The organism is Rouxiella sp. Mn2063 (genome assembly GCF_049319665.1).
Lineage (GTDB): Bacteria > Pseudomonadota > Gammaproteobacteria > Enterobacterales > Enterobacteriaceae > JBMOUD01.
The window spans coordinates 42,161-60,279 of record NZ_JBMOUD010000004.1; the positions used below are offsets into that span (position 1 = coordinate 42,161).

Here is an 18,119-nt window from a genome sequence, read left to right on the forward strand (position 1 = left end):
TAATTTTAAGGCAGCGCACTTCGCTATTCATTTAATTGAATAGGAAATGACTTATTATATTTTTATTTTTCTCATAGCTTCGCCAGCCCGATTTTTATAAAAAATAGGATAGGAAGAATGAATAAAATGATAATTCCCAGAGAGTTCAGTATTACGCTGGTTGTGTCATAACTCTGACTGATTTAACCAAGCCCAATAGCTGTATCATCCACCGAAAATTACAGGGTGAAGAGTCTACTATGTGGGTCGTCGCTATCGGCAAACGAGCTACGTTGTTCCAGCTGGCCGGTGACAGGACTGACACGCCAGTTAGTAACACGCTGCTTTAATCCATTGATATATGGAGAAAAGATAGAGGATGAATGCTGTTTGCGCACGGTCAAGCTGCGATCGCTAGACTGGCGGACACGCATTTTAGATGTAAATGAATTTACACCCGGGAACACAGTTGATTTGAAAGTCATAACACACCTCGGGACCGTAAACATCAGGTTGAGGTGAAGCAAGGCGAGAGAATCAAGCTCTAACGAGGCACACCCAACCGACGGAGTCAGTACGGTTTATTTCATATTTAGTATATCGAACGGCTACATGAGCACAGTCCGACAAGCGACTAGTTACAGTGTCCATTATTCTCTTAAGTTAGTTTTAGAAAGGCCTCAACTTCCGGCTCGTGCAATTTACTCACGAGCATGGGCATTGTCAATCTAAAAAGTCGAAGTTAAATGTTTCTGTTTATAAAACTGAGAGGTTTGTAAATATATCGAAAAGGGAATAATACAAATATTCCATTCAGGAAATAAGGACAATTATATTCAGAAGAATGAAGTCGCACAGATATTCTGCGCGACTTTAGTATGACGACAACGATCTTCGTAATACCCAAAATAATTGGCGTTGCATCAAGGCGGCAAGGGAGCACATCCCGATGAGCTTACTTAAGTAAGTGATTCGGGTAAGCAACCGCAGCCAACGCAGAGGCAACGTCAAGTATGACGGGTATTAGAATGGCTTAGTTGGTAAATACTTCCCATCGAGCGTAATCACCGCGCGATGCCCACCTTCCGGATCGGGGACTTTATCAATGTTCAGTTTAAAATTGATCGCACTGATGATCCCGTCACCAAATTGCTCATGCACCAACGCTTTCAGCGTTGAGCCGTAGACTTGGACGATTTCATAGAAACGATAAATCGTCGGGTCAGTCGGTATCCCACCAGGAACGCTGCCACGTACAGGAATAGCCTGCAACAGACGAATGGCATCTTCATCCAGATCCAGTTTTTCCGCTACAACGCGGGCGGCCTGTTCTGGCAAAGGATGCTGGCCCAATAAAGCAGCAGTGACAAACTCAACGCTCAAGCCAGTCCCTTCATTGAGCGAGGCAAAGGTCAGATTTTTGCGAACTTTGGCATCCATAATGACGTCGGTCAGATTCTGGCGTGCCGTTTGGTTGTGCAGTGATTGGGCCATAAACGTTCCTTAATATTGTGAGATAACTCTAGCTAGAAGCTGGGTGACGCAGGCGTTGCCGTCACTTGTGGGTTATCCGCCAGTGAAACAAACTGACGGGTATTACCATCGAGCGCATCAATACTGCCGCTGGCGATGTCGTACACCCAACCGTGTAATTTGACTTTCCCTTGAGAGAGGGCCAGCGCAACAGACGGATGGGTTTTGATATTGGTGAGCTGAGCGATAACGTTTTCGCGTACCATGGCGTTGATACGGTCACGTTCGGTGGCATATTCACCCGCTTCGGTAATATGGCGGGCAGCATCGGCGTAACGCAGCCAGTGGGCAACCGCAGGTAAATGATCAAGACACTGGCAGGTAGCCACTGCGGTCATTGCTCCACAGTCGGAGTGACCACAAATCACGATATCTTCCACGCCTAATACCGCAATCGCATATTCTACCGTGGCAGAAACGCCACCAGGTTCTGGACCAAAAGAAGGCACGATATTGCCTGCATTGCGAATAACGAACAGATCACCCGGCTCGCGCTGAGTGACAAGTTCCGGTACCAGACGGCTGTCCGAGCAGGATATAAACAGCGCGCGTGGGTTTTGATGATTCGCTAACTGTTTAAACAATTCGCTACGTTCAACAAATGCTTCGCGCTGGAACTTCAAGAAACCGTCGATAATATCCTTCATGTTCTCTCCATATCAGGATCTCGTGGATGGGCGGATGATGAACCGAAATAGCTATAGGGTCTAAGACCCATTTATAATAGTCGCTATAGGTTTTACTAATAGTTAACTCAATGGGGCGCTATGTTACTACGTTATATACGTTACTTTCTTGCCGTGGCTGAGCAAGGAAATTTTACTCGTGCCGCCGAAACGTTGCATATATCGCAGCCCACTTTATCGCAACAAATCAAACAATTGGAAGACTTACTGCACATACAACTTTTTGACCGCTCTGGGCGCACTGTACAGCTGACCGATGCGGGAATCGCTTGGATGAGCTATGCCCGGCGCGCTATACAGGATTTAGAGGCTGGTACGCGCGCCATCCATGACGTTGAAGATTTGCAGCGAGGCTCATTACGGCTGGCAATGACACCCACCTTCACCTCCTATCTGACAGGATCAGTCGTCGGAGATTTTTATCGTCGCTATCCCGGTATTCGCCTGGATTTACGTGAAATGACGCAAGATGAAATAGAAACCTTACTGGTCGGGGATCAACTGGATCTCGGCATTGCTTTCGATCCAATTCATTCTCCTGATGTTAGCGCGACCCCGCTGTTCACTGAGACATTGAATCTAATGGTTGGCGGACAGCATCCGCTGGCGAACAGGCAAGAGAAATTAAGTCCAGACGAGTTTTCTCGCTTACCGCTGGTGTTACTCAATGGTGATTTTTCCACCCGGCGATTTATCAACCGATTTTTCCAGTCACTCTCAATACGTCCGCGCGTGGCGATCGAAAGCGATACAATTAGTGCGATTGTACAGATGGTCCGGCTTGGGCAATTGGCAACGATATTGCCGCAGGACATCGCCAATATCGACCAATGGCTATCACCAGTCAGCCTGCAAACGCCAAAAATCGAACGTCAGGCGGTGTTGCTGCAACGTAAAGACGCTTATCGCAGCGCCGCAGCACGCGCCTTCATAGCGCTATTAACGGACTATTCCACCGCTAAATTACGTCAAATTCGCTAGCAAAAAACACCAATCAAATAACAATAAACAAAGCATTTAACTAACCATCATTTATCCACTTAGCATGATCTTTCAATTAAACCGACATTGATTAGATAACAGCCACCTTTTGCGACATTGGTCAAAAACATCCTATACTGAATGAGATTTTTACAGGGTGAACGACAGTAACCACCTGTTTCACACTTTTAAAGTGGATATATGTCGAACAAAGGAAGTAAAAGATGAGATTAAGAAAAAAACGTGTTAAACCCATGCAAATCAATGACATTACTATCATTGATGATACTAAACTGAAAAAAGCCATTACTGCAGCTGCGCTGGGTAATGCCATGGAATGGTTCGATTTCGGGGTATATGGATTTGTCGCCTTTGCCTTAGGTCAAGTATTCTTCCCGGGTGCCGATCCTGGTATTCAAATGATTGCCGCCTTGGCAACCTTCTCCGTTCCCTTTCTAATTCGCCCAATTGGCGGCCTGTTCTTCGGCGCACTGGGTGACAAATTCGGACGGCAGAAAGTGCTGTCTATCACCATTATTATTATGTCGGTGAGTACCTTCTGTATCGGGTTGATCCCCTCCTATGCCACTATCGGCATTTGGGCACCGATACTGCTGCTGATAGCCAAACTGGCGCAAGGCTTCTCCGTCGGTGGTGAATATACCGGTGCTGCGGTATTCGTTGCGGAATACTCGCCAGATAGAAGGCGTGGCTTCCTGGGCAGCTGGCTTGATTTTGGCTCAATCGCCGGTTTTGTTCTTGGTGCCGGCGTAGTTATTCTGATCTCCAGCATTGTCGGTGAGCATAACTTCCTCGAGTGGGGATGGCGTATTCCGTTCTTCATCGCTGCACCGCTGGGCCTGATTGGTATCTATCTGCGCCACGCGCTGGAAGAGACGCCGACTTTCCAACAGCATGTTGATAAGATTGACAACGATTCGCGCCACAGCATCGCAGAACCGCCAAAGGTTTCTTTCCGCGAGATCCTAACCAAGCAGTGGAAGAATCTGATCGTTTGTGTCGGTATCGTGGTTTCGACCAACGTCACCTATTACATGCTGCTGACCTACATGCCGAGCTATCTGTCGCATAGCCTGCATTATTCTGAAGACCACGGCGTGTTGATTATTATCGCCATTATGTTGGGGATGCTGTTCGTCCAGCCGTTTATCGGCCTGATGAGTGACAAAATCGGTCGTAAGCCCTTTATTGTCGCAGGGAGTATCGGCCTGTTCATCTTTGCTATCCCGGCATTTATCTTGATTAATAGCGACGTAGTTGGCCTGATATTCTGTGGGTTGCTGCTGCTTGCCGTCTTGCTCAACTGCTTTATCGGCGTGATGGCATCAACGCTACCGGCAATGTTCCCCACCAATATCCGTTACAGCGCCCTGGCTATTGCCTTCAATATCTCGGTGATGATTGCTGGTTTGACGCCAACAGTCGCAGCTTGGTTGGTTGAAGCTACCAATAACCTGTATATGCCGGCCTATTACCTGATGGTGATCTCGGTCATTGGTTTTGCCACCGGGATCTTTATGAAAGAAACCGCCAATAAGCCATTGAAAGGGGCAACACCCGCCGCCTCTGACCGTGCCGAGGCCAAAGAGATCTTGCAGGAACATCACGATAATATCGGCCAGAAAATTGAAGATATCGATGGAGAGATTGCTGAGCTCGAGAAGAAAAGAAGAACGCTTATCGACCAGCATCCTGATATTAACTAGCTCATTGGCATTAGATAAATAAGAGTGTTCGTCTCACAGGGGCAAGCCTATACAGCTTGCCCCTGTGTTTTCCCACTTCCCCTTCGCCGGGTTTTCCATCCCTTCACGTAAAGAATACAAACAAATCGAATCTTAACGCGCATTGCTAGTTTTTTATTCTTAACTTTCGATTTACGTAGCCAAATTCAAAATTTAAATCCGGTGTTTAGCCATTAGGATAGAAGTGAATGCTAAATCATCCTGATACGGGTTAGAACATGAGCTACGCCAGTACACTACAAAGCGACAACAACAATAAAAACACCTCCAATAACAATCAGCTGTCAGCAAGAATTGATGCACTACCTGCGTCAGCCGGGCTATGGCGTTTCATTACGCTCTTGTCTTTAGGCGGATTTTTTGAGCTCTATGACCTTTTCCAAACGGGTTATATCAGCTCAGGGCTTATTGCTGAGAACATCTTCCACATCGGTAGTGCCGGAGTATTTGGCGTTTCCGATCAGGCCGCTTTCGCCTCTGCCACCTTTTTAGGTCTATTCTTCGGTGCCAGCTTGCTGGCTCCCAATGCCGACCGCTTTGGCCGCCGCATGACGTTTATGTTCGCGCTGGCTTGGTACGGCTGTTTTTCCATGTTAATGGCGTTTCAGAATCAGGCTGAATGGATTATTTTCTGCCGCTTCCTGGTCGGCGTTGGGCTTGGTATCGAACTGGTCACGATTGATACCTATCTCACCGAATGGGTGCCAAGCCATCTGCGCAGTAAAGCCTTTGCCTTCGCTTTCTTCATCCAGTTTTTATCGGTGCCCGCCGTGGCGTTGATGTCGTGGTGGCTGGTGCCAAAAACTATTTTGGGGCTGACCGGCTGGCGCTATGTGGTGATTATTGGTGCCGTGAGCTCGTTGATAATCTGGTTTATTCGTAAGAATTTGCCAGAGTCAGCGCGTTGGCTGGCGCAGCAAGGGCGCCATGAACAGGCACATCAGGTGGTCAGCGAGATGGAGAGACGTTGCGGCATCACCACTCAGGTTGCCTATGTGGCTGATATGGCCGATAGCGGTACGGCATCGTTGCCACAAAAAGGGACCTTTAAAGAAATTTGGTCAGCGCAGTACCGTAAACGGACACTGATGTTGGTGGTGATGAACTTCTTCCAATCGATTGGCTTTTTTGGTTTCGGCAACTGGCTACCGGCGCTGCTTTCCGGGAAAGGCACCACGGTGACGCACAGCCTGTTATATGCGTTCTTCATCACGCTGGCCTATCCGTTAGGTTCGCTGATTTGCAGCCGCTACGCCGATAAAATAGAAAACAAATGGCAGATTGTCTTATCGTCTTTAATGACGGTGGTATTCGGCACTCTGTTTGCCTTCCAGACCAGCCCGGTGATGTTAGTAGCCTGCGGTTTTCTTATCACTTACTCCAACGCTTGGCTGACTTATAGCTATCACGCATACCAGACCGAAGTGTTCCCAACGCGTATCCGCGCGCGAGCTGTCGGGTTCTGTTATTCATTCAGTCGGCTATCGACGGTGTTTAGCAGCATTTTGATCGGCCTGATTTTGCAATATGCCGGTACCCAAGGTGTGATCGCCTTTATCGTCGCCAGCATGTTGATTGTGATGTTAGTGATCGGCATTTACGGACCTAAGACCAAAGGGCTTAATCTGGAGAATATTTAAGGTCAGGTGCTTAAAAGGGGCGCTGATTTCTGCGCCCCTTTACTACCAAAGTTAGAGTAAGTTTAAGCTCGCCTTAATCACCTCGGCGTATGGTGTGGTCGCATGGCCAATAAGCTGACGTAGCTGGTGGCTATCGTCGAACAACCCGCCCTTCTCTGCGCCAGCATCAGAATCCGCCAACAGCTGTGCGAAACCTTCCGGCAAACCAGCGCCAACCAGCGCTTTAGCAAACTCCGCCTGTGGCAAGTTGACATAATCTACTTTCTTGCCAGATTGACGGGCGATTTCTGCGGAAAACTCGGCTAACGAGTAGGAGTCATCGCCTGCCAGTTCGTATACCTTGCCCGCCTGGTTATCCAATTGCAGTACAGCGGCGGCGGCAGCGGCGTAATCAACACGAGCGGCAGAAGAGATACGTCCTTCACCAACTGAGCCAATAAAGGCGTTATGCGCTAAAGCGGGAGCAATGCTCGCCGCATAATTTTCGGTATACCAACCGTTACGTAAAACAACCACTGGCAAACCAGAATCACGCAGCGCATTTTCAGTAGCAACATGTTCAACCGCCAGCCCCAGCGGTGAGCTATCCGCATGTAACAGGCTGGTATAAGCCAGCAACTTAACGTTAGCAGCCTTAGCAGCAGCAATCGCTGCGCTATGCTGTGCGATACGTTGACCAATCTCGCTAGAAGAGATCAACAACAGCTTTTCCACACCGGCAAAAGCCGCGGGTAAGGTATCTGGTTGCGAATAATCACCACGGCGGATTTCAACGCCCAGTTCAGCCAGGTTTTTGGCTTTTTCAGGGCTACGCACCACGGCGATAATCTGGCTGGCTGGAACACTTTTCAGCAGTTGTTCAATCACAAGACGGCCCAGTTGGCCGGTCGCACCGGTAATCGCAATCATCATCGTTCTCCAAAGGTCAGAATCAGTTAATGGTGAGTTAAAAAGTACAGCCAAATGCTGTCGTGAAATGATGATATGCATTAAACTAACTAAAAGTAAGTACGTACAAAAAGGTAAGTATGAAAATAATCGACAATAATATCTCCCCTTCTGACTTACCTTTCTCCGAGCAGGTCAGACGCGGTGAGTTGATGAGCAAAGACTGTCCGTCACGCGAAATCTTGCGCCACGTCACCAGCCGCTGGGGAGTGCTCGTGCTCATAGCATTGAGTAATCAGACGCTGCGCTTTAGCGAGTTGAGAAGGAAGATTGGTGGTGTCAGCGAAAAAATGCTGGCCCAAACCTTACAAGCGTTGGAAGAAGATGGTTTTATTGACCGCATCTCTTATCCGGTGGTACCGCCGCACGTTGAATATAATCTGACGCCGTTAGGCGTTGAGGTTCAGCAACAGGTTGAGGGATTGGCAGACTGGCTGGAAGATAATTTGCATCGCATTATGCAACAGCGGCAACAGCGTTGTGAGAAATAAGAGGGGGGAAGCATCCCCCGCCAGCAACAGCGGAGGATGCTAAACAACTTAAGCGCTTAACCAACCCAGTTTGATAACAAACAGAGTTGATAGCACGATCAACGCCGCGTTTAACTCACGACCACGGCCGCTCAACAACTTAACCAGCGTCCAGGTAATAAAGCCAAAAGCGATGCCGTTAGCAATGGAATAGGTCAATGGCATTGCCAACGCCGTCACGGTAACCGGCGCAGCTACAGTAATGTCTTTCCAGTCAATTTCAGCCAAGCCAGATGCCATTAATACTGCAACAAACAGCAACGCAGGTGCGGTAGCAAAAGCCGGTACGCTACCCGCTAATGGTGCAAAGAACAGGCTCAGCAAGAACAACGCACCAACCACAATCGCAGTTAAACCGGTACGTCCACCGGCACTCACGCCAGCGGCTGATTCAACATAGCTGGTGGTTGTTGAGGTACCAAGCAGTGAACCAAACAGAGCCGCGGCGCTGTCTGCCAACAAAGCACGGCCCATTTTTGGGATATTGCCCTCTTCATCACTCAGGCCCGCACGCTTGGTCACGCCAATCAAGGTGCCAGAGTTATCAAACACATCAACGAACAAGAAGGCAAAGACCACGCTTATCATGCCAACGTTCAATGCGCCTTTAATATCAAGTTGCAGGAAGGTCGGTGCCAAAGAAGGTGGCATAGAAACTACGCCGCCAAATGGGGTGTATCCGAAAACGATTGCTAAAACGGTCACAGCAAGAATACCAATCAATACGGCGCCCGGTACTCGACGTGCTTCCAACACCACAATCAGGATGAAGCCCAGCATAGCAAACAGCGGTCCTGGTTTGGTCAGGTCGCCCAGACCAACCAATGTTGCTTGGTTAGCGACAACGATGCCTGAGCTCTCTAGCGCAATCAGCGCCAAGAATAACCCGATACCCGCAGCAATTGCCGAACGCAGCGGCAATGGAATACTACGAATAATCCATTCGCGAATTTTAAAAATCGACAACGCAAAGAACAAAATTGCAGAGATAAAGACGGCACCTAATGCCACCTGCCATGAATACCCCATATGCAGGACAACGGTATAAGTGAAGAAAGCGTTCAGGCCCATTCCAGGAGCCAAGGCGATAGGATAATTAGCAATCAATCCCATCAGTACCGAGCCAATAGCGGCGGCCAGGCAGGTAGCAACAAATACTGCACCTTTATCCATACCGGTTGCGCCGAGGATAGAAGGGTTAACGAACAAAATATAAGCCATCGCCAGGAAGGTGGTTATCCCGGCGATGATCTCCGTTCGGACGTTGGTCCGGTGAGCTTTTAGTTGAAACAATCTTTCTAACATGTCTACTCTCTTGATGGTGCTGTCAGCAAGCAATGCTTGTTATAAGTATTTGTAAAACACCGGACGCAGACATACGACTCCCGCGCTAGGAAGGTGTTTTAGCTACCCTGTCATTATTTGGTTTTGGCGGACAAAAACGCGCGGCTGCGCTGTTCCAGTTTGGGCCAGCGTACAATCTAGAAAAATCCCAGTATGTCGTCAATCACAGATATTTGATGGAAGTCCCATATAAGCAGGCATTTACGGTGTTTTTCTATTCTTATCATCAACAAATGCGAAATTTTATCTCCACACATTCAATAATCTTTTGGCGACTGATTAGCAGTCAACATCGTTAACTGGCGGTTATAGATAATTAGACTTCTATACATCCACTATATTATTCTTGTCATCTGTTTCGACAATCCCCTATTTCCGACCGATAAGACTAACCAAGGAAAGCCCGACTGATGCGTACTTTATTGCTGAGTTTAACGCTCCTGAGCGCTACATTTTTCTCCGGGTTTACTCAGGCTGGCGCGACGCTGGATCGTGTGACCAAAACCGGTGTAATGCGTAATATCATCATGGATAGCTATCCACCCTTTGGTTTTCTGGATGACAACAATCAATTGGCCGGTTTTGACGTTGATGTCGCAAAAGCCGTCGCACAACGCTTAGGGGTAAAACTCGAGTTAGCCGCACCAAGTTGGGAAACCATTGTTGGCGGTAACTGGCGCGGACGTTGGGATACCTGTATCTGTTCAATGACCCCAAATGCTGAGCGCGCGAAAGTGCTGGACTTCCCAGTCCCTTATTACAGTTCCCCAGCGGTACTGGTCGTCAATAATAAAGAAACGCATATAAAATCTGCCGCAGACTTAAGCGATAAGAAAGTCGGCATCGGTATCGGTTCGAGCTATGAACTTTATCTGCAGAAAACGCTAAGCATTCCAGGTCACAAGCCCCTGCAATTCCCCTTTGATCATGTACAAGCGATCCCAAGCGATGAAGAAATCGCTTTCCAGAATTTAGCCCTTGGTCCCGGCGTTCGTCTGGATGCGGTGATTTCGGATTTAGCCACGGCGCAGGCGCGTATCAAACGTATGCCGAATCTTAAAATTGCAACCGAGTTATTCTCAGAACCTAACTGGGTCGCAACAGATAAGGGCGATGCAGAATGGGATAAAAAAATCGCCGATACGATTAAAGCACTGCGTGACGATGGCACACTGGCCAAAATATCCCAGCACTGGCTCGGGGAAGATATTACCCGCGAGGATCAGTAATGGCGGTACCACCTGACATGCAGCACAGCGCACCCAGCAAAGCTGGGGGCCAATCCTCAGCACGTGCGTTTAAAATCAAAACAGTAATCACTTGGCTCGTTTTACTCAGTCTATTATTGGCGATGTTTGCCAATATGGGATTAGACTGGTCGCTGATTGAGAAAAAACTGCCGTATTTACTCGGCCTGCATCTGTCTCCTGACGGCTTTGTACAAGGCGCGGCGCTAACACTATTGATCACCGCCTGTTCGATGTTCTTCTGTATGCTACTGGGACTGATTACAGCACTGGGCCGGATGTCGAGCAATGCGCTGGCCTTTGGTTGCGCGACCTTTTATGCCTCTTTGTTCCGCGGTACGCCGCTATTAGTGCAAGTGCTGATTATCTATCTGGCGCTCCCGCAGGTTGGTATTGTGCTCGGCGCGCTCAGTTCAGGAATTATTGCACTATCACTCAATTACGGTGCCTATCTGGCTGAAACTATCCGCAGCGGCGTCTTATCCGTGCCACGCGGTCAGAAAGAAGCCGCTTTAGCGCTGGGATTATCCTCCTGGGATATTGCTATCAACATCACGGCTCCGCAGGCAATGCGCATTATCATTCCACCGGCAGGTTCGATGTTTATCTCAATGCTGAAAGACTCTTCCTTAGTCTCGCTGATGGGATTATGGGAACTAAACTTCCTGGCACAATCTTATGGTCGCAGCACCTACCGCTATATGGAGATGCTGGCCTCGGCCGCGGCTATCTACTGGATTATGTCGATCATTTTAGAAATGATTCAAAGCCGGTTAGAGCGGCACTTTGGGCAGGCGTATCATCGTTAGTTGGCGTCAGAAGCGACGCTGGGGCTTTTTAACACCCATTTATATGATATTCGCGTAAGTTCGGCCGCTTATTACTTAGGTGGAATATATCAGCGTCGCCGAACGCGACCGGCAAGGGCTTTTCGGCGAAAGCCCCTGCACCCAACGCCTGCGCTTAGCTTATCGGGTCGCTGCGCGACTGCCCGCGCTTACTGCTTCGGCCTCACGGGTCGGCTGAGACGGGCGTCCCTGCCCGGCTCAACCTAAATCGTCCGTCCCTGGACGATTTACCCTAGCCTCATTCGTTCGCTTGGCCGATAAGATGCGCTGTTGAAGGTCAAGAGCAAGGTCAACAACTAGCAAGAACTGGGTCAACTACTTTCTGGTCAACAAGTTAACGCCCTAATAACTGGTATTGCCAGCAGTCGGGTATCACTTCTTATAAGCGTCAAACCAACCTAACCCGGCAAGGGTGTCGCCTCGTGGGTTGTATTCGCATCCTATCCAGCCGTGATAGCCCACGCTATCTAATAGCTCAAACAGATAAGGGTAGTTAAGCTCTCCTTCATCTGGCTCGTGGCGATCGGGAACGGAGGCAATCTGGATATGGGCATAACACCCCGCATAGTGGCGAATTAAGTAACTCAGATTGCCATCCATGAGTTGCGCATGATAAAAATCGAATTGGGTAAAGACATTATCTCGATTAATTTCCTTCACAATCTCTAGCGTCTGATACTGGCTGGAGAATAAATAATTGGGCTTCAAGGTCGAGTTCAATGCTTCAATTAATATCTTAATGTTATGTGGTGCAAAACGTTCGGAAGCGTAACGGAGATTATTAATAAACGTTTGTTGATATAAGCGTTTATCACCGCCTGTTGGTACATTCCCCGCCATGATATGCACTGAAGGACATTTCAGCGCTAGCGCATATTCCAACGCCAAATCAATATCGCGACGCGCATCCACTTCTCGCCCCGGCAACGCGCACAGCCCCCATTCGCCAGCCGCAGCATCCCCTGGCGGTGTATTGAATAACACTTGTTGTAAGCCATTTTCTCGCAGCTTGTCGGCTAATAACTTGGCCGGATAGTCATAAGGAAACAGATATTCTACCGCCTCAAACCCGGCTTTGGCCGCCGCGTCAAAACGCTCTAAAAAAGGCAACTCAGTGAACATCATTGATAAGTTGGCAGCAAATCTAGGCATGATCAGTTCCTATTAAGTTCTTAATTCAGCAATTTCATCGGCGGTGAGATAACGTATCGGCCGGTTACCCAGCGTGAAAATCAATTTAGCCGTTTCTTCTAGCTCTTCCGTATTCTCCGCCGCTTCGCGCAGCGTTTTTCCAGTGACTACCGGCCCATGATTCGCTAATAAAAATGCCCGATAATGCGGCGCTAATTTAGCCAAATCCTCACCTAAGCGGGCATCTCCTGGGCGATAATAAGGTACCACCGGCACATCACCAACACGCATAACAACATAAGGTGTAAAGGGCTTGATAGCATTACTGGTATCCAGCCCTTGCAGACAAGAGAGCGCCGTCAGATAGAGGCAGTGCAGATGCACAACCGCTTTACACTGAGGATTATTGAGATAAATAGCCCGATGAAAACTCACCTCTTTTGAAGGTTGATCGCCTGATAACCATTCACCATCGAGACTCACTTTTGATAAGCGCAACGGATCTAACGTGCCCAAGCAAGAACCGGTCGGTGTGGCCAACAGCGTACCGTCAGCAAGTAATAGCGACAGATTACCGGCTGAACCCGTGGCATAACCGCGCTGGAAAAAAGAAGCCCCCAATTTAACCATCTCTTCACGGGCCGGCATTTCATCGGCAGCAGAGAATATTGTTGGTTGCTCACTCATACGGGAAATTCCTCCTGCGCACGGGAAAAGAAGTTTTCATCACCAAAGTTTCCTGATTTTAGCGCCAGCGAAAATGCGCCATCAGTCGATTTAACCCAAGGCACACCAGGAGAAATAACCGGGCCAATATAAAACGCCCCAACTCCCAGCGTTTGAGCTACTACGCCAGAGGTTTCGCCACCGGCAACAATAAAGCGGCGATAGCCTTGTGCATAAAGAAGGCGCACCAAAGCGGCAAACACCTGCTCAACCGCCGAACTACTGCGCTCAGCCCCCCATTGGCGCTGAATAACCTCTAGTTGTTCCGGCTCCGAGGTGGCATAGATCATAGGTGCTAATCGCCGATGCTGTTGCTGTTCAACCCACAGAGACAAAGACTGAGCATACGCATCGGGTTCACTCAGACAGCGTTCGACATCAATAGCTATCGCCGCTGTCTGCTGGCGATAGCGTGTAACCTGTCGATTAGTCATCACCGAGCAAGAGCCGGACAACACGACGCAGCCTGCACCTTGTGGATAGCCTGCGGCCTGGGCTCGTTGCTTTTGTTGCGTGATATCTTTATTGCTACGCTTAGCCCACTGACGCGCCACGCCAATCGCCAAGCCAGAGCCACCGGTAAGCAGCTTCATATCGGCCAGCGCCGCACCTTGAGTCAGTAAATGCTGTTCATTGAGAGTATCAAGCACCGCATAGTTCACGCCCTGCGCTTGTAGCTCTGCTAAACGCTGTTTGACCGCCTCTTTTCCCTGCTCTATCACGCTGAAAGGCACCAACCCACTGCGGCCTTTGGCCTGCGCATCCATCAGGCGCAGCAAATTACTCTCCAGCATTGGCGTCACGGGATGATGACGCATCCCCGACTCACTCAGTAGTTGTTCCATCACAAATAAGTGGCCCTGATAGACCGTGCGGCCATTTACTGGCAGCGCAGGAGAGATGACAGTTTGTGATTCGCCTAAGGCGGCCAACAACGCGTCAGTCACCGGACCAATATTGCCTTTGGCCTTGCTATCAAAAGTAGAGCAGTATTTAAAATAAAACTGCTGGCATCCTTGGCCACGCAGCCACTCTAGCGCCGCCAATGAATCGGCTACCGCCTGAGCCGCCGGGCAGGAGCGGGATTTCAAGCTGATCACCACCGCATCCGCAGAGGAGATAAATTGCCCTGTCGGCACGCCGTTTAGCTGCACGGTTGCCATGCCATTTTCGACCAGGAAACTGGCAATATCCGTCGCTCCGGTGAAATCATCTGCGATTACGCCCAATTGCATCAGTGACTCTCCTGTTTTTCGGGTAAAGCAATACCACTAAAAATCTTGATCACAGCGCTATCATCTTGCTCACCCAAACCGGCATTACTGGCCGAAGTAAACATAGTTAATGCCGTAGAGGCCAGCGGTAATGGGAAGTTAAGGGATTTTGCGGTATCGCTAACCAGGCCCAGATCTTTGACAAAGATATCGACCGTCGATTTTGGCGAGTAATCGCCATCAATGACATGGCGCATGCGGTTCTCAAACATCCAAGAGTTTCCCGCCGCATGGGTAACCACGTCATACATGGTATCCAAAGGAATACCCGCGCGGGCCGCCATTGCCATTGCTTCAGCTCCCGCAGCAATATGCACACCGGCCAGCAGTTGGTGGATAATTTTCACCGTCGAACCCAGGCCAATCGTCTCGCCAATGCAATAAACCTGGGAGGCGATAGCATCTAACACTGGTTTAAGTTTCTCAAACGCCAAGGTACTACCGGAAGCCATCACCGTCATCTCACCCGCCGCCGCCTTCACTGCCCCACCAGACACCGGGGCATCTAGCATAATGAGTTGATAATGTTCTAACTGCTGAGCAATAGACTGGGCGTCCTGCGCCGAAATTGTCGAGGAGACCATCACCGCCGTTCCAGCGGGCAATTGCGCAGCCAATCCCCGCTCGCCAAAAAGAATCTGCTTCACCTGCATGGCATTGACCACCAGCAGTAAAACAGCGTCCAATTTAGCCGCAAAGGCCGATGCATCAGATTGGGCATCGATAGCACCCGCTTGACGTAATGAGGTAAGCGCCGCTGGGTTCAAATCTACGCCATAAGTAGATAATCCAGCGTTAATGCAGGACAACGCAGCGCCCATGCCCATCGACCCCAAACCAATAATACATACAGATATTGTTGATGATTGAGACATAGACACTCCACGTCACATTGATTGTTAAATTTAGTGATTATTTGTTTTCCCATGTGAATAATAGCGCGTAGCCATCCCTCCCATGGTGATTAATATCACATTTATTAACAAACAGAGCGGCATTCGACATAACAATTTTTCACAGAAGAACAGCAGCCCATTGTTCTAACCCACTGTATATTCATTGAATTAAACAACTTCACTGCCTATTATTTATCATCCCGATGTCATGACATCGAACACGGTTGTCGAAAAAAGCCGTTAAAATATGAGAAATTTAGCGGGCTAACTGGCCTATAATCACATTAATTATCATTCTATTTTTGTTGCCAAGGAGACACCTTGATCCCGGTAGAACGTCATCAACAAATATTGGCGCTGGTCGCTGAACGTGGCGTGGTTAGCATTAATGAGCTAACTGACAGGCTGGGGGTGTCGCATATGACTATCCGCCGCGATGTGCAAAAGCTGGAGGAGTTAGGCAGCGTGCTGGCAGTATCGGGCGGCATACGTTCTCCCGACCGGTTATCCATTGAACCCTCCCATTTTGATAAAAGCACCATGTACCGTGCGGAAAAGCCGGCGATCGGTCAAACCGCCGCACTACATATTCCGCGCAATAGCTGTATTTATCTTGATGCGGGTACTACTACGCTGGCGCTGGCGCAGCAGCTAAGTACACGGGATGATTTGCTGATTGTGACCAACGATTTTGTGATCGCCAACATGCTCATTGATTCTAGCCAGTGCCGCATGATCCACACCGGCGGCACACTTTGTCGCGAAAACCGTTCATGTGTCGGTGAAGCCGCCGCGCAAGCTCTGCGCAACTTATCGATTGATATCGCCTTTGTATCAGCATCCTGCTGGGGGCCACGCGGTTTATCTACACCGGATGAAGATAAAGTCATAGTCAAACGGGCTATTTGTGAAGTGAGCAGTAAGCGGGTCTTACTTAGCGATAGCTCTAAATATGGCAAAATTGCGACCTTTATGGCGCTACCGCTGAATGTCTTTGATAGCGTCATTAGCGATGCACACCTGCCGGCTGCGGCCAGGGATGAATTGAACAAGAATAATATCGAATTAATTGTTACTGGCTAATCACTGCCTAAAATCTGTTTCTCGCTGAGAAAATCAATGAACACGCGGATTTTAGGCAATAGATGGCGACTACTAGGCCAGACTAAAGAAAATTTACCAACGAAGTCTAGCTGCTCGGCAAGAACTGATACCAATGCTCCCGATGCTAAATACTCCCGAGCTAAAAACTCAGGCGCATAAATTAAACCTAACCCCTGTAGTGCCGCTTGAAGTAGTGATTCCAAATTATTACTGCTGACGGAATAAGACAAATCCAAAGGCGTGTCACCCAACATCTCCCAGCGTTGTAATTGCCCGCCGTTGGGAAAGCGATAACCCAAGCAATCATGCTGGTATAAATCTTGTGGCTTAAGTGGTAGGGAACGTTGGGCAAAATAGGCCGGGCTGCCAACAATCACGAAACGGAACGGCCCGAGGCGACGTGACATCATCTGTGAATTGGTTAATTCTCCGCTGCGGATCGCCACATCCACCCCTTCGTCAATCAAATCCACCATGCGATCGCTGAAATCCAGGTCCAGGTCTATATGCGGATAACGTTGGCGAAACTCCGGCAAATACGGCAGTAACATACGATAACCTATCGCCGGTAAACTCACCCGCAGCCTGCCACGCGGCTGCCCGACCGCACGCGACATCTCCAGTTCCGCCTCTTCGACCTGATTAACAATCTGCTGGCAGCGCTCAAAAAACAACTGGCCTTCATCGGTCAGGCTGATACGTCTGGTGCTGCGGTTAAACAGTCGGACGTTGAGGCGTGCTTCTAACCTGGCAACACTTTTCCCTACCGCAGAAGCAGAAACGCAGAGGCGAACACCTGCCGCGGCAAAACTTTTGCTCTCAGCTGCACGCACAAACGCCAACATACCGTTCAGATTATCCATTGCGACCCCATTGAGGACATATTGTCTTTAATCATCGGACTTAAAGCTTACTTTCGTGAAATTACAGACATTTTATCATTCTAAAAATCATATTTCCGATTAGAGAATCATTATGAATACAGAAATAGCTATGTCCCTTCCAACAAGCTGCCGACCATTACCGCAGTTTTCCTGGCAGAGCACTCCTGCCACTAAATTTTATTAGCGGTGCGTTAGCCGATGGATTTGGCCCTTTATCAGCAGGCGTATGATCCCCCTGATATCCACATTAGCGATCTTTCGCGCCATATCACAACAGGGTAATTCTGCCGAAACTAGCCAGCAAAAAAAATTTGACCGCATTTATCGTACCGCACAAAAAATAGCCGGAACTTATAACATCGTCCGGCCTTAACTTATGGGTAAATATTAACCAAATAAACTAATATCATTACTCTTTATATGTCTTAATTGATTAGCAAAATAAGTAATTTACCGCCTCGCCTAGATTTTTTAATCTAAAAACAAAAACAAATTTAAAATTAAAAACCTACTTTATAGCCAAAAACAATATTTAATATCTTTTTTAGGAAAAACCCTAAACGTACCGATTAAGTTAAATTAATTAAACTATTCTTCATTCA

The 18,119-nt window shown here is 48.5% G+C and carries 17 protein-coding genes; 7 read left to right on the top strand and 10 right to left on the bottom strand.

Features of this window, described 5'->3' with window-relative positions:
- Positions 1 to 218: 218 nt before the first annotated feature.
- The 3 genes from ACL9RG_RS07670 to ACL9RG_RS07680 all read right to left on the bottom strand — a co-directional run bounded on the left by ACL9RG_RS07670 (position 219) and on the right by ACL9RG_RS07680 (position 2,159).
- Positions 219 to 464, bottom strand: coding sequence for a hypothetical protein (locus tag ACL9RG_RS07670; RefSeq protein ID WP_422792011.1), 246 nt, complete (start codon positions 462 to 464; stop codon positions 219 to 221).
- Between the two features lie 538 nt (positions 465 to 1,002).
- Entirely contained in the window at positions 1,003 to 1,473 is a 471-nt protein-coding gene (gene cynS / locus ACL9RG_RS07675) for a cyanase (protein WP_422792012.1), read from the bottom strand.
- 32 nt (positions 1,474 to 1,505) lie between these two features.
- Positions 1,506 to 2,159 (bottom strand): carbonic anhydrase, encoded by a 654-nt coding sequence (locus ACL9RG_RS07680; protein ID WP_422792013.1) that lies wholly within the window; start codon positions 2,157 to 2,159, stop codon positions 1,506 to 1,508.
- A gap of 120 nt (positions 2,160 to 2,279) precedes the next feature.
- Between ACL9RG_RS07680 and cynR the strand changes: the two genes are divergently transcribed.
- From cynR to ACL9RG_RS07695, 3 genes are all read left to right on the top strand, one after another.
- Positions 2,280 to 3,179, top strand: coding sequence for a transcriptional regulator CynR (gene cynR / locus ACL9RG_RS07685; RefSeq protein WP_422792014.1), 900 nt, complete (start codon positions 2,280 to 2,282; stop codon positions 3,177 to 3,179).
- Between the two features lie 224 nt (positions 3,180 to 3,403).
- Positions 3,404 to 4,906 carry a glycine betaine/L-proline transporter ProP gene (proP, locus tag ACL9RG_RS07690; protein WP_422792015.1) on the top strand — a complete coding sequence of 501 codons (1,503 nt, stop codon included), beginning with the start codon at positions 3,404 to 3,406 and terminating at the stop codon, positions 4,904 to 4,906.
- A gap of 257 nt (positions 4,907 to 5,163) precedes the next feature.
- On the top strand, positions 5,164 to 6,585 hold the full coding sequence (locus ACL9RG_RS07695; protein WP_422792016.1) for an MFS transporter: 1,422 nt from the start codon (positions 5,164 to 5,166) through the stop codon (positions 6,583 to 6,585).
- Between the two features lie 51 nt (positions 6,586 to 6,636).
- Here the strand turns inward: ACL9RG_RS07695 and ACL9RG_RS07700 are convergent, their stop codons facing one another.
- On the bottom strand, positions 6,637 to 7,494 hold the full coding sequence (locus ACL9RG_RS07700) for an SDR family oxidoreductase (RefSeq protein ID WP_422792344.1): 858 nt from the start codon (positions 7,492 to 7,494) through the stop codon (positions 6,637 to 6,639).
- A 119-nt stretch (positions 7,495 to 7,613) separates the two neighbouring features.
- On the opposite strand from ACL9RG_RS07700, the gene ACL9RG_RS07705 reads away from it, so the two are divergent.
- Positions 7,614 to 8,024: a winged helix-turn-helix transcriptional regulator gene (locus ACL9RG_RS07705; protein WP_422792017.1), complete on the top strand. Its 411-nt coding sequence runs from the start codon at positions 7,614 to 7,616 to the stop codon at positions 8,022 to 8,024.
- 48 nt (positions 8,025 to 8,072) lie between these two features.
- Here ACL9RG_RS07705 and ACL9RG_RS07710 read toward each other — a convergent pair whose 3' ends face one another.
- Positions 8,073 to 9,368 (bottom strand): NCS2 family permease, encoded by a 1,296-nt coding sequence (locus tag ACL9RG_RS07710; protein WP_422792018.1) that lies wholly within the window; start codon positions 9,366 to 9,368, stop codon positions 8,073 to 8,075.
- 449 nt (positions 9,369 to 9,817) lie between these two features.
- Between ACL9RG_RS07710 and ACL9RG_RS07715 the strand changes: the two genes are divergently transcribed.
- Together ACL9RG_RS07715 and ACL9RG_RS07720 are read left to right on the top strand one after the other, a co-directional pair.
- Positions 9,818 to 10,636 (top strand): transporter substrate-binding domain-containing protein, encoded by an 819-nt coding sequence (locus ACL9RG_RS07715; RefSeq protein WP_422792019.1) that lies wholly within the window; start codon positions 9,818 to 9,820, stop codon positions 10,634 to 10,636.
- Positions 10,636 to 11,463 (top strand): amino acid ABC transporter permease, encoded by an 828-nt coding sequence (locus tag ACL9RG_RS07720; protein ID WP_422792020.1) that lies wholly within the window; start codon positions 10,636 to 10,638, stop codon positions 11,461 to 11,463. The genes ACL9RG_RS07715 and ACL9RG_RS07720 overlap by 1 nt, the downstream gene beginning before the upstream one ends.
- A 411-nt stretch (positions 11,464 to 11,874) precedes the next feature.
- On the opposite strand, the gene ACL9RG_RS07725 is transcribed toward ACL9RG_RS07720, so the two are convergent.
- Genes ACL9RG_RS07725 through ltnD form a run of 4 tightly spaced genes read right to left on the bottom strand, consistent with a single transcriptional unit; the run spans position 11,875 to position 15,508 of the window.
- A complete protein-coding gene (locus ACL9RG_RS07725; protein ID WP_422792021.1) occupies positions 11,875 to 12,654 on the bottom strand; it encodes an HPr family phosphocarrier protein in 780 nt (259 codons plus the stop codon).
- A 12-nt stretch (positions 12,655 to 12,666) separates the two neighbouring features.
- Entirely contained in the window at positions 12,667 to 13,320 is a 654-nt protein-coding gene (locus ACL9RG_RS07730; RefSeq protein WP_422792022.1) for an aldolase, read from the bottom strand.
- Positions 13,317 to 14,594: a 3-oxo-tetronate kinase gene (gene otnK, locus ACL9RG_RS07735; RefSeq protein ID WP_422792023.1), complete on the bottom strand. Its 1,278-nt coding sequence runs from the start codon at positions 14,592 to 14,594 to the stop codon at positions 13,317 to 13,319. The genes ACL9RG_RS07730 and otnK overlap by 4 nt, the downstream gene beginning before the upstream one ends.
- Positions 14,594 to 15,508, bottom strand: coding sequence for an L-threonate dehydrogenase (ltnD, locus tag ACL9RG_RS07740; protein ID WP_422792024.1), 915 nt, complete (start codon positions 15,506 to 15,508; stop codon positions 14,594 to 14,596). The genes otnK and ltnD overlap by 1 nt, the downstream gene beginning before the upstream one ends.
- A 342-nt stretch (positions 15,509 to 15,850) precedes the next feature.
- Here ltnD and ygbI point away from each other — a divergent pair, with 342 nt between their 5' ends.
- Complete coding sequence (ygbI, locus tag ACL9RG_RS07745; RefSeq protein ID WP_422792025.1) at positions 15,851 to 16,612, top strand: DNA-binding transcriptional repressor YgbI; 762 nt, start codon at positions 15,851 to 15,853, stop codon at positions 16,610 to 16,612.
- On the opposite strand, the gene ACL9RG_RS07750 is transcribed toward ygbI, so the two are convergent.
- The gene (locus tag ACL9RG_RS07750) at positions 16,609 to 17,496 is read right to left on the bottom strand and encodes a LysR family transcriptional regulator (RefSeq protein ID WP_422792026.1); all 888 of its coding nucleotides are present in this window, start codon (positions 17,494 to 17,496) and stop codon (positions 16,609 to 16,611) included. The genes ygbI and ACL9RG_RS07750 overlap by 4 nt on opposite strands.
- Positions 17,497 to 18,119 lie beyond the last annotated feature (623 nt).

Excerpts from the sequence above, each read along its gene's own strand:
- ACL9RG_RS07670 (WP_422792011.1), bottom strand. The coding sequence starts at position 464 with ATGACTTTCAAATCAACTGTGTTCCCGGGTGTAAATTCATTTACATCT.
- cynS (WP_422792012.1), bottom strand. The coding sequence starts at position 1,473 with ATGGCCCAATCACTGCACAACCAAACGGCACGCCAGAATCTGACCGAC.
- ACL9RG_RS07680 (WP_422792013.1), bottom strand. The coding sequence starts at position 2,159 with ATGAAGGATATTATCGACGGTTTCTTGAAGTTCCAGCGCGAAGCATTT.
- cynR (WP_422792014.1), top strand. The coding sequence starts at position 2,280 with ATGTTACTACGTTATATACGTTACTTTCTTGCCGTGGCTGAGCAAGGA.
- proP (WP_422792015.1), top strand. The coding sequence starts at position 3,404 with ATGAGATTAAGAAAAAAACGTGTTAAACCCATGCAAATCAATGACATT.
- ACL9RG_RS07695 (WP_422792016.1), top strand. The coding sequence starts at position 5,164 with ATGAGCTACGCCAGTACACTACAAAGCGACAACAACAATAAAAACACC.
- ACL9RG_RS07700 (WP_422792344.1), bottom strand. The coding sequence starts at position 7,494 with ATGATTGCGATTACCGGTGCGACCGGCCAACTGGGCCGTCTTGTGATT.
- ACL9RG_RS07705 (WP_422792017.1), top strand. The coding sequence starts at position 7,614 with ATGAAAATAATCGACAATAATATCTCCCCTTCTGACTTACCTTTCTCC.
- ACL9RG_RS07710 (WP_422792018.1), bottom strand. The coding sequence starts at position 9,368 with ATGTTAGAAAGATTGTTTCAACTAAAAGCTCACCGGACCAACGTCCGA.
- ACL9RG_RS07715 (WP_422792019.1), top strand. The coding sequence starts at position 9,818 with ATGCGTACTTTATTGCTGAGTTTAACGCTCCTGAGCGCTACATTTTTC.
- ACL9RG_RS07720 (WP_422792020.1), top strand. The coding sequence starts at position 10,636 with ATGGCGGTACCACCTGACATGCAGCACAGCGCACCCAGCAAAGCTGGG.
- ACL9RG_RS07725 (WP_422792021.1), bottom strand. The coding sequence starts at position 12,654 with ATGCCTAGATTTGCTGCCAACTTATCAATGATGTTCACTGAGTTGCCT.
- ACL9RG_RS07730 (WP_422792022.1), bottom strand. The coding sequence starts at position 13,320 with ATGAGTGAGCAACCAACAATATTCTCTGCTGCCGATGAAATGCCGGCC.
- otnK (WP_422792023.1), bottom strand. The coding sequence starts at position 14,594 with ATGCAATTGGGCGTAATCGCAGATGATTTCACCGGAGCGACGGATATT.
- ltnD (WP_422792024.1), bottom strand. The coding sequence starts at position 15,508 with ATGTCTCAATCATCAACAATATCTGTATGTATTATTGGTTTGGGGTCG.
- ACL9RG_RS07750 (WP_422792026.1), bottom strand. The coding sequence starts at position 17,496 with ATGGATAATCTGAACGGTATGTTGGCGTTTGTGCGTGCAGCTGAGAGC.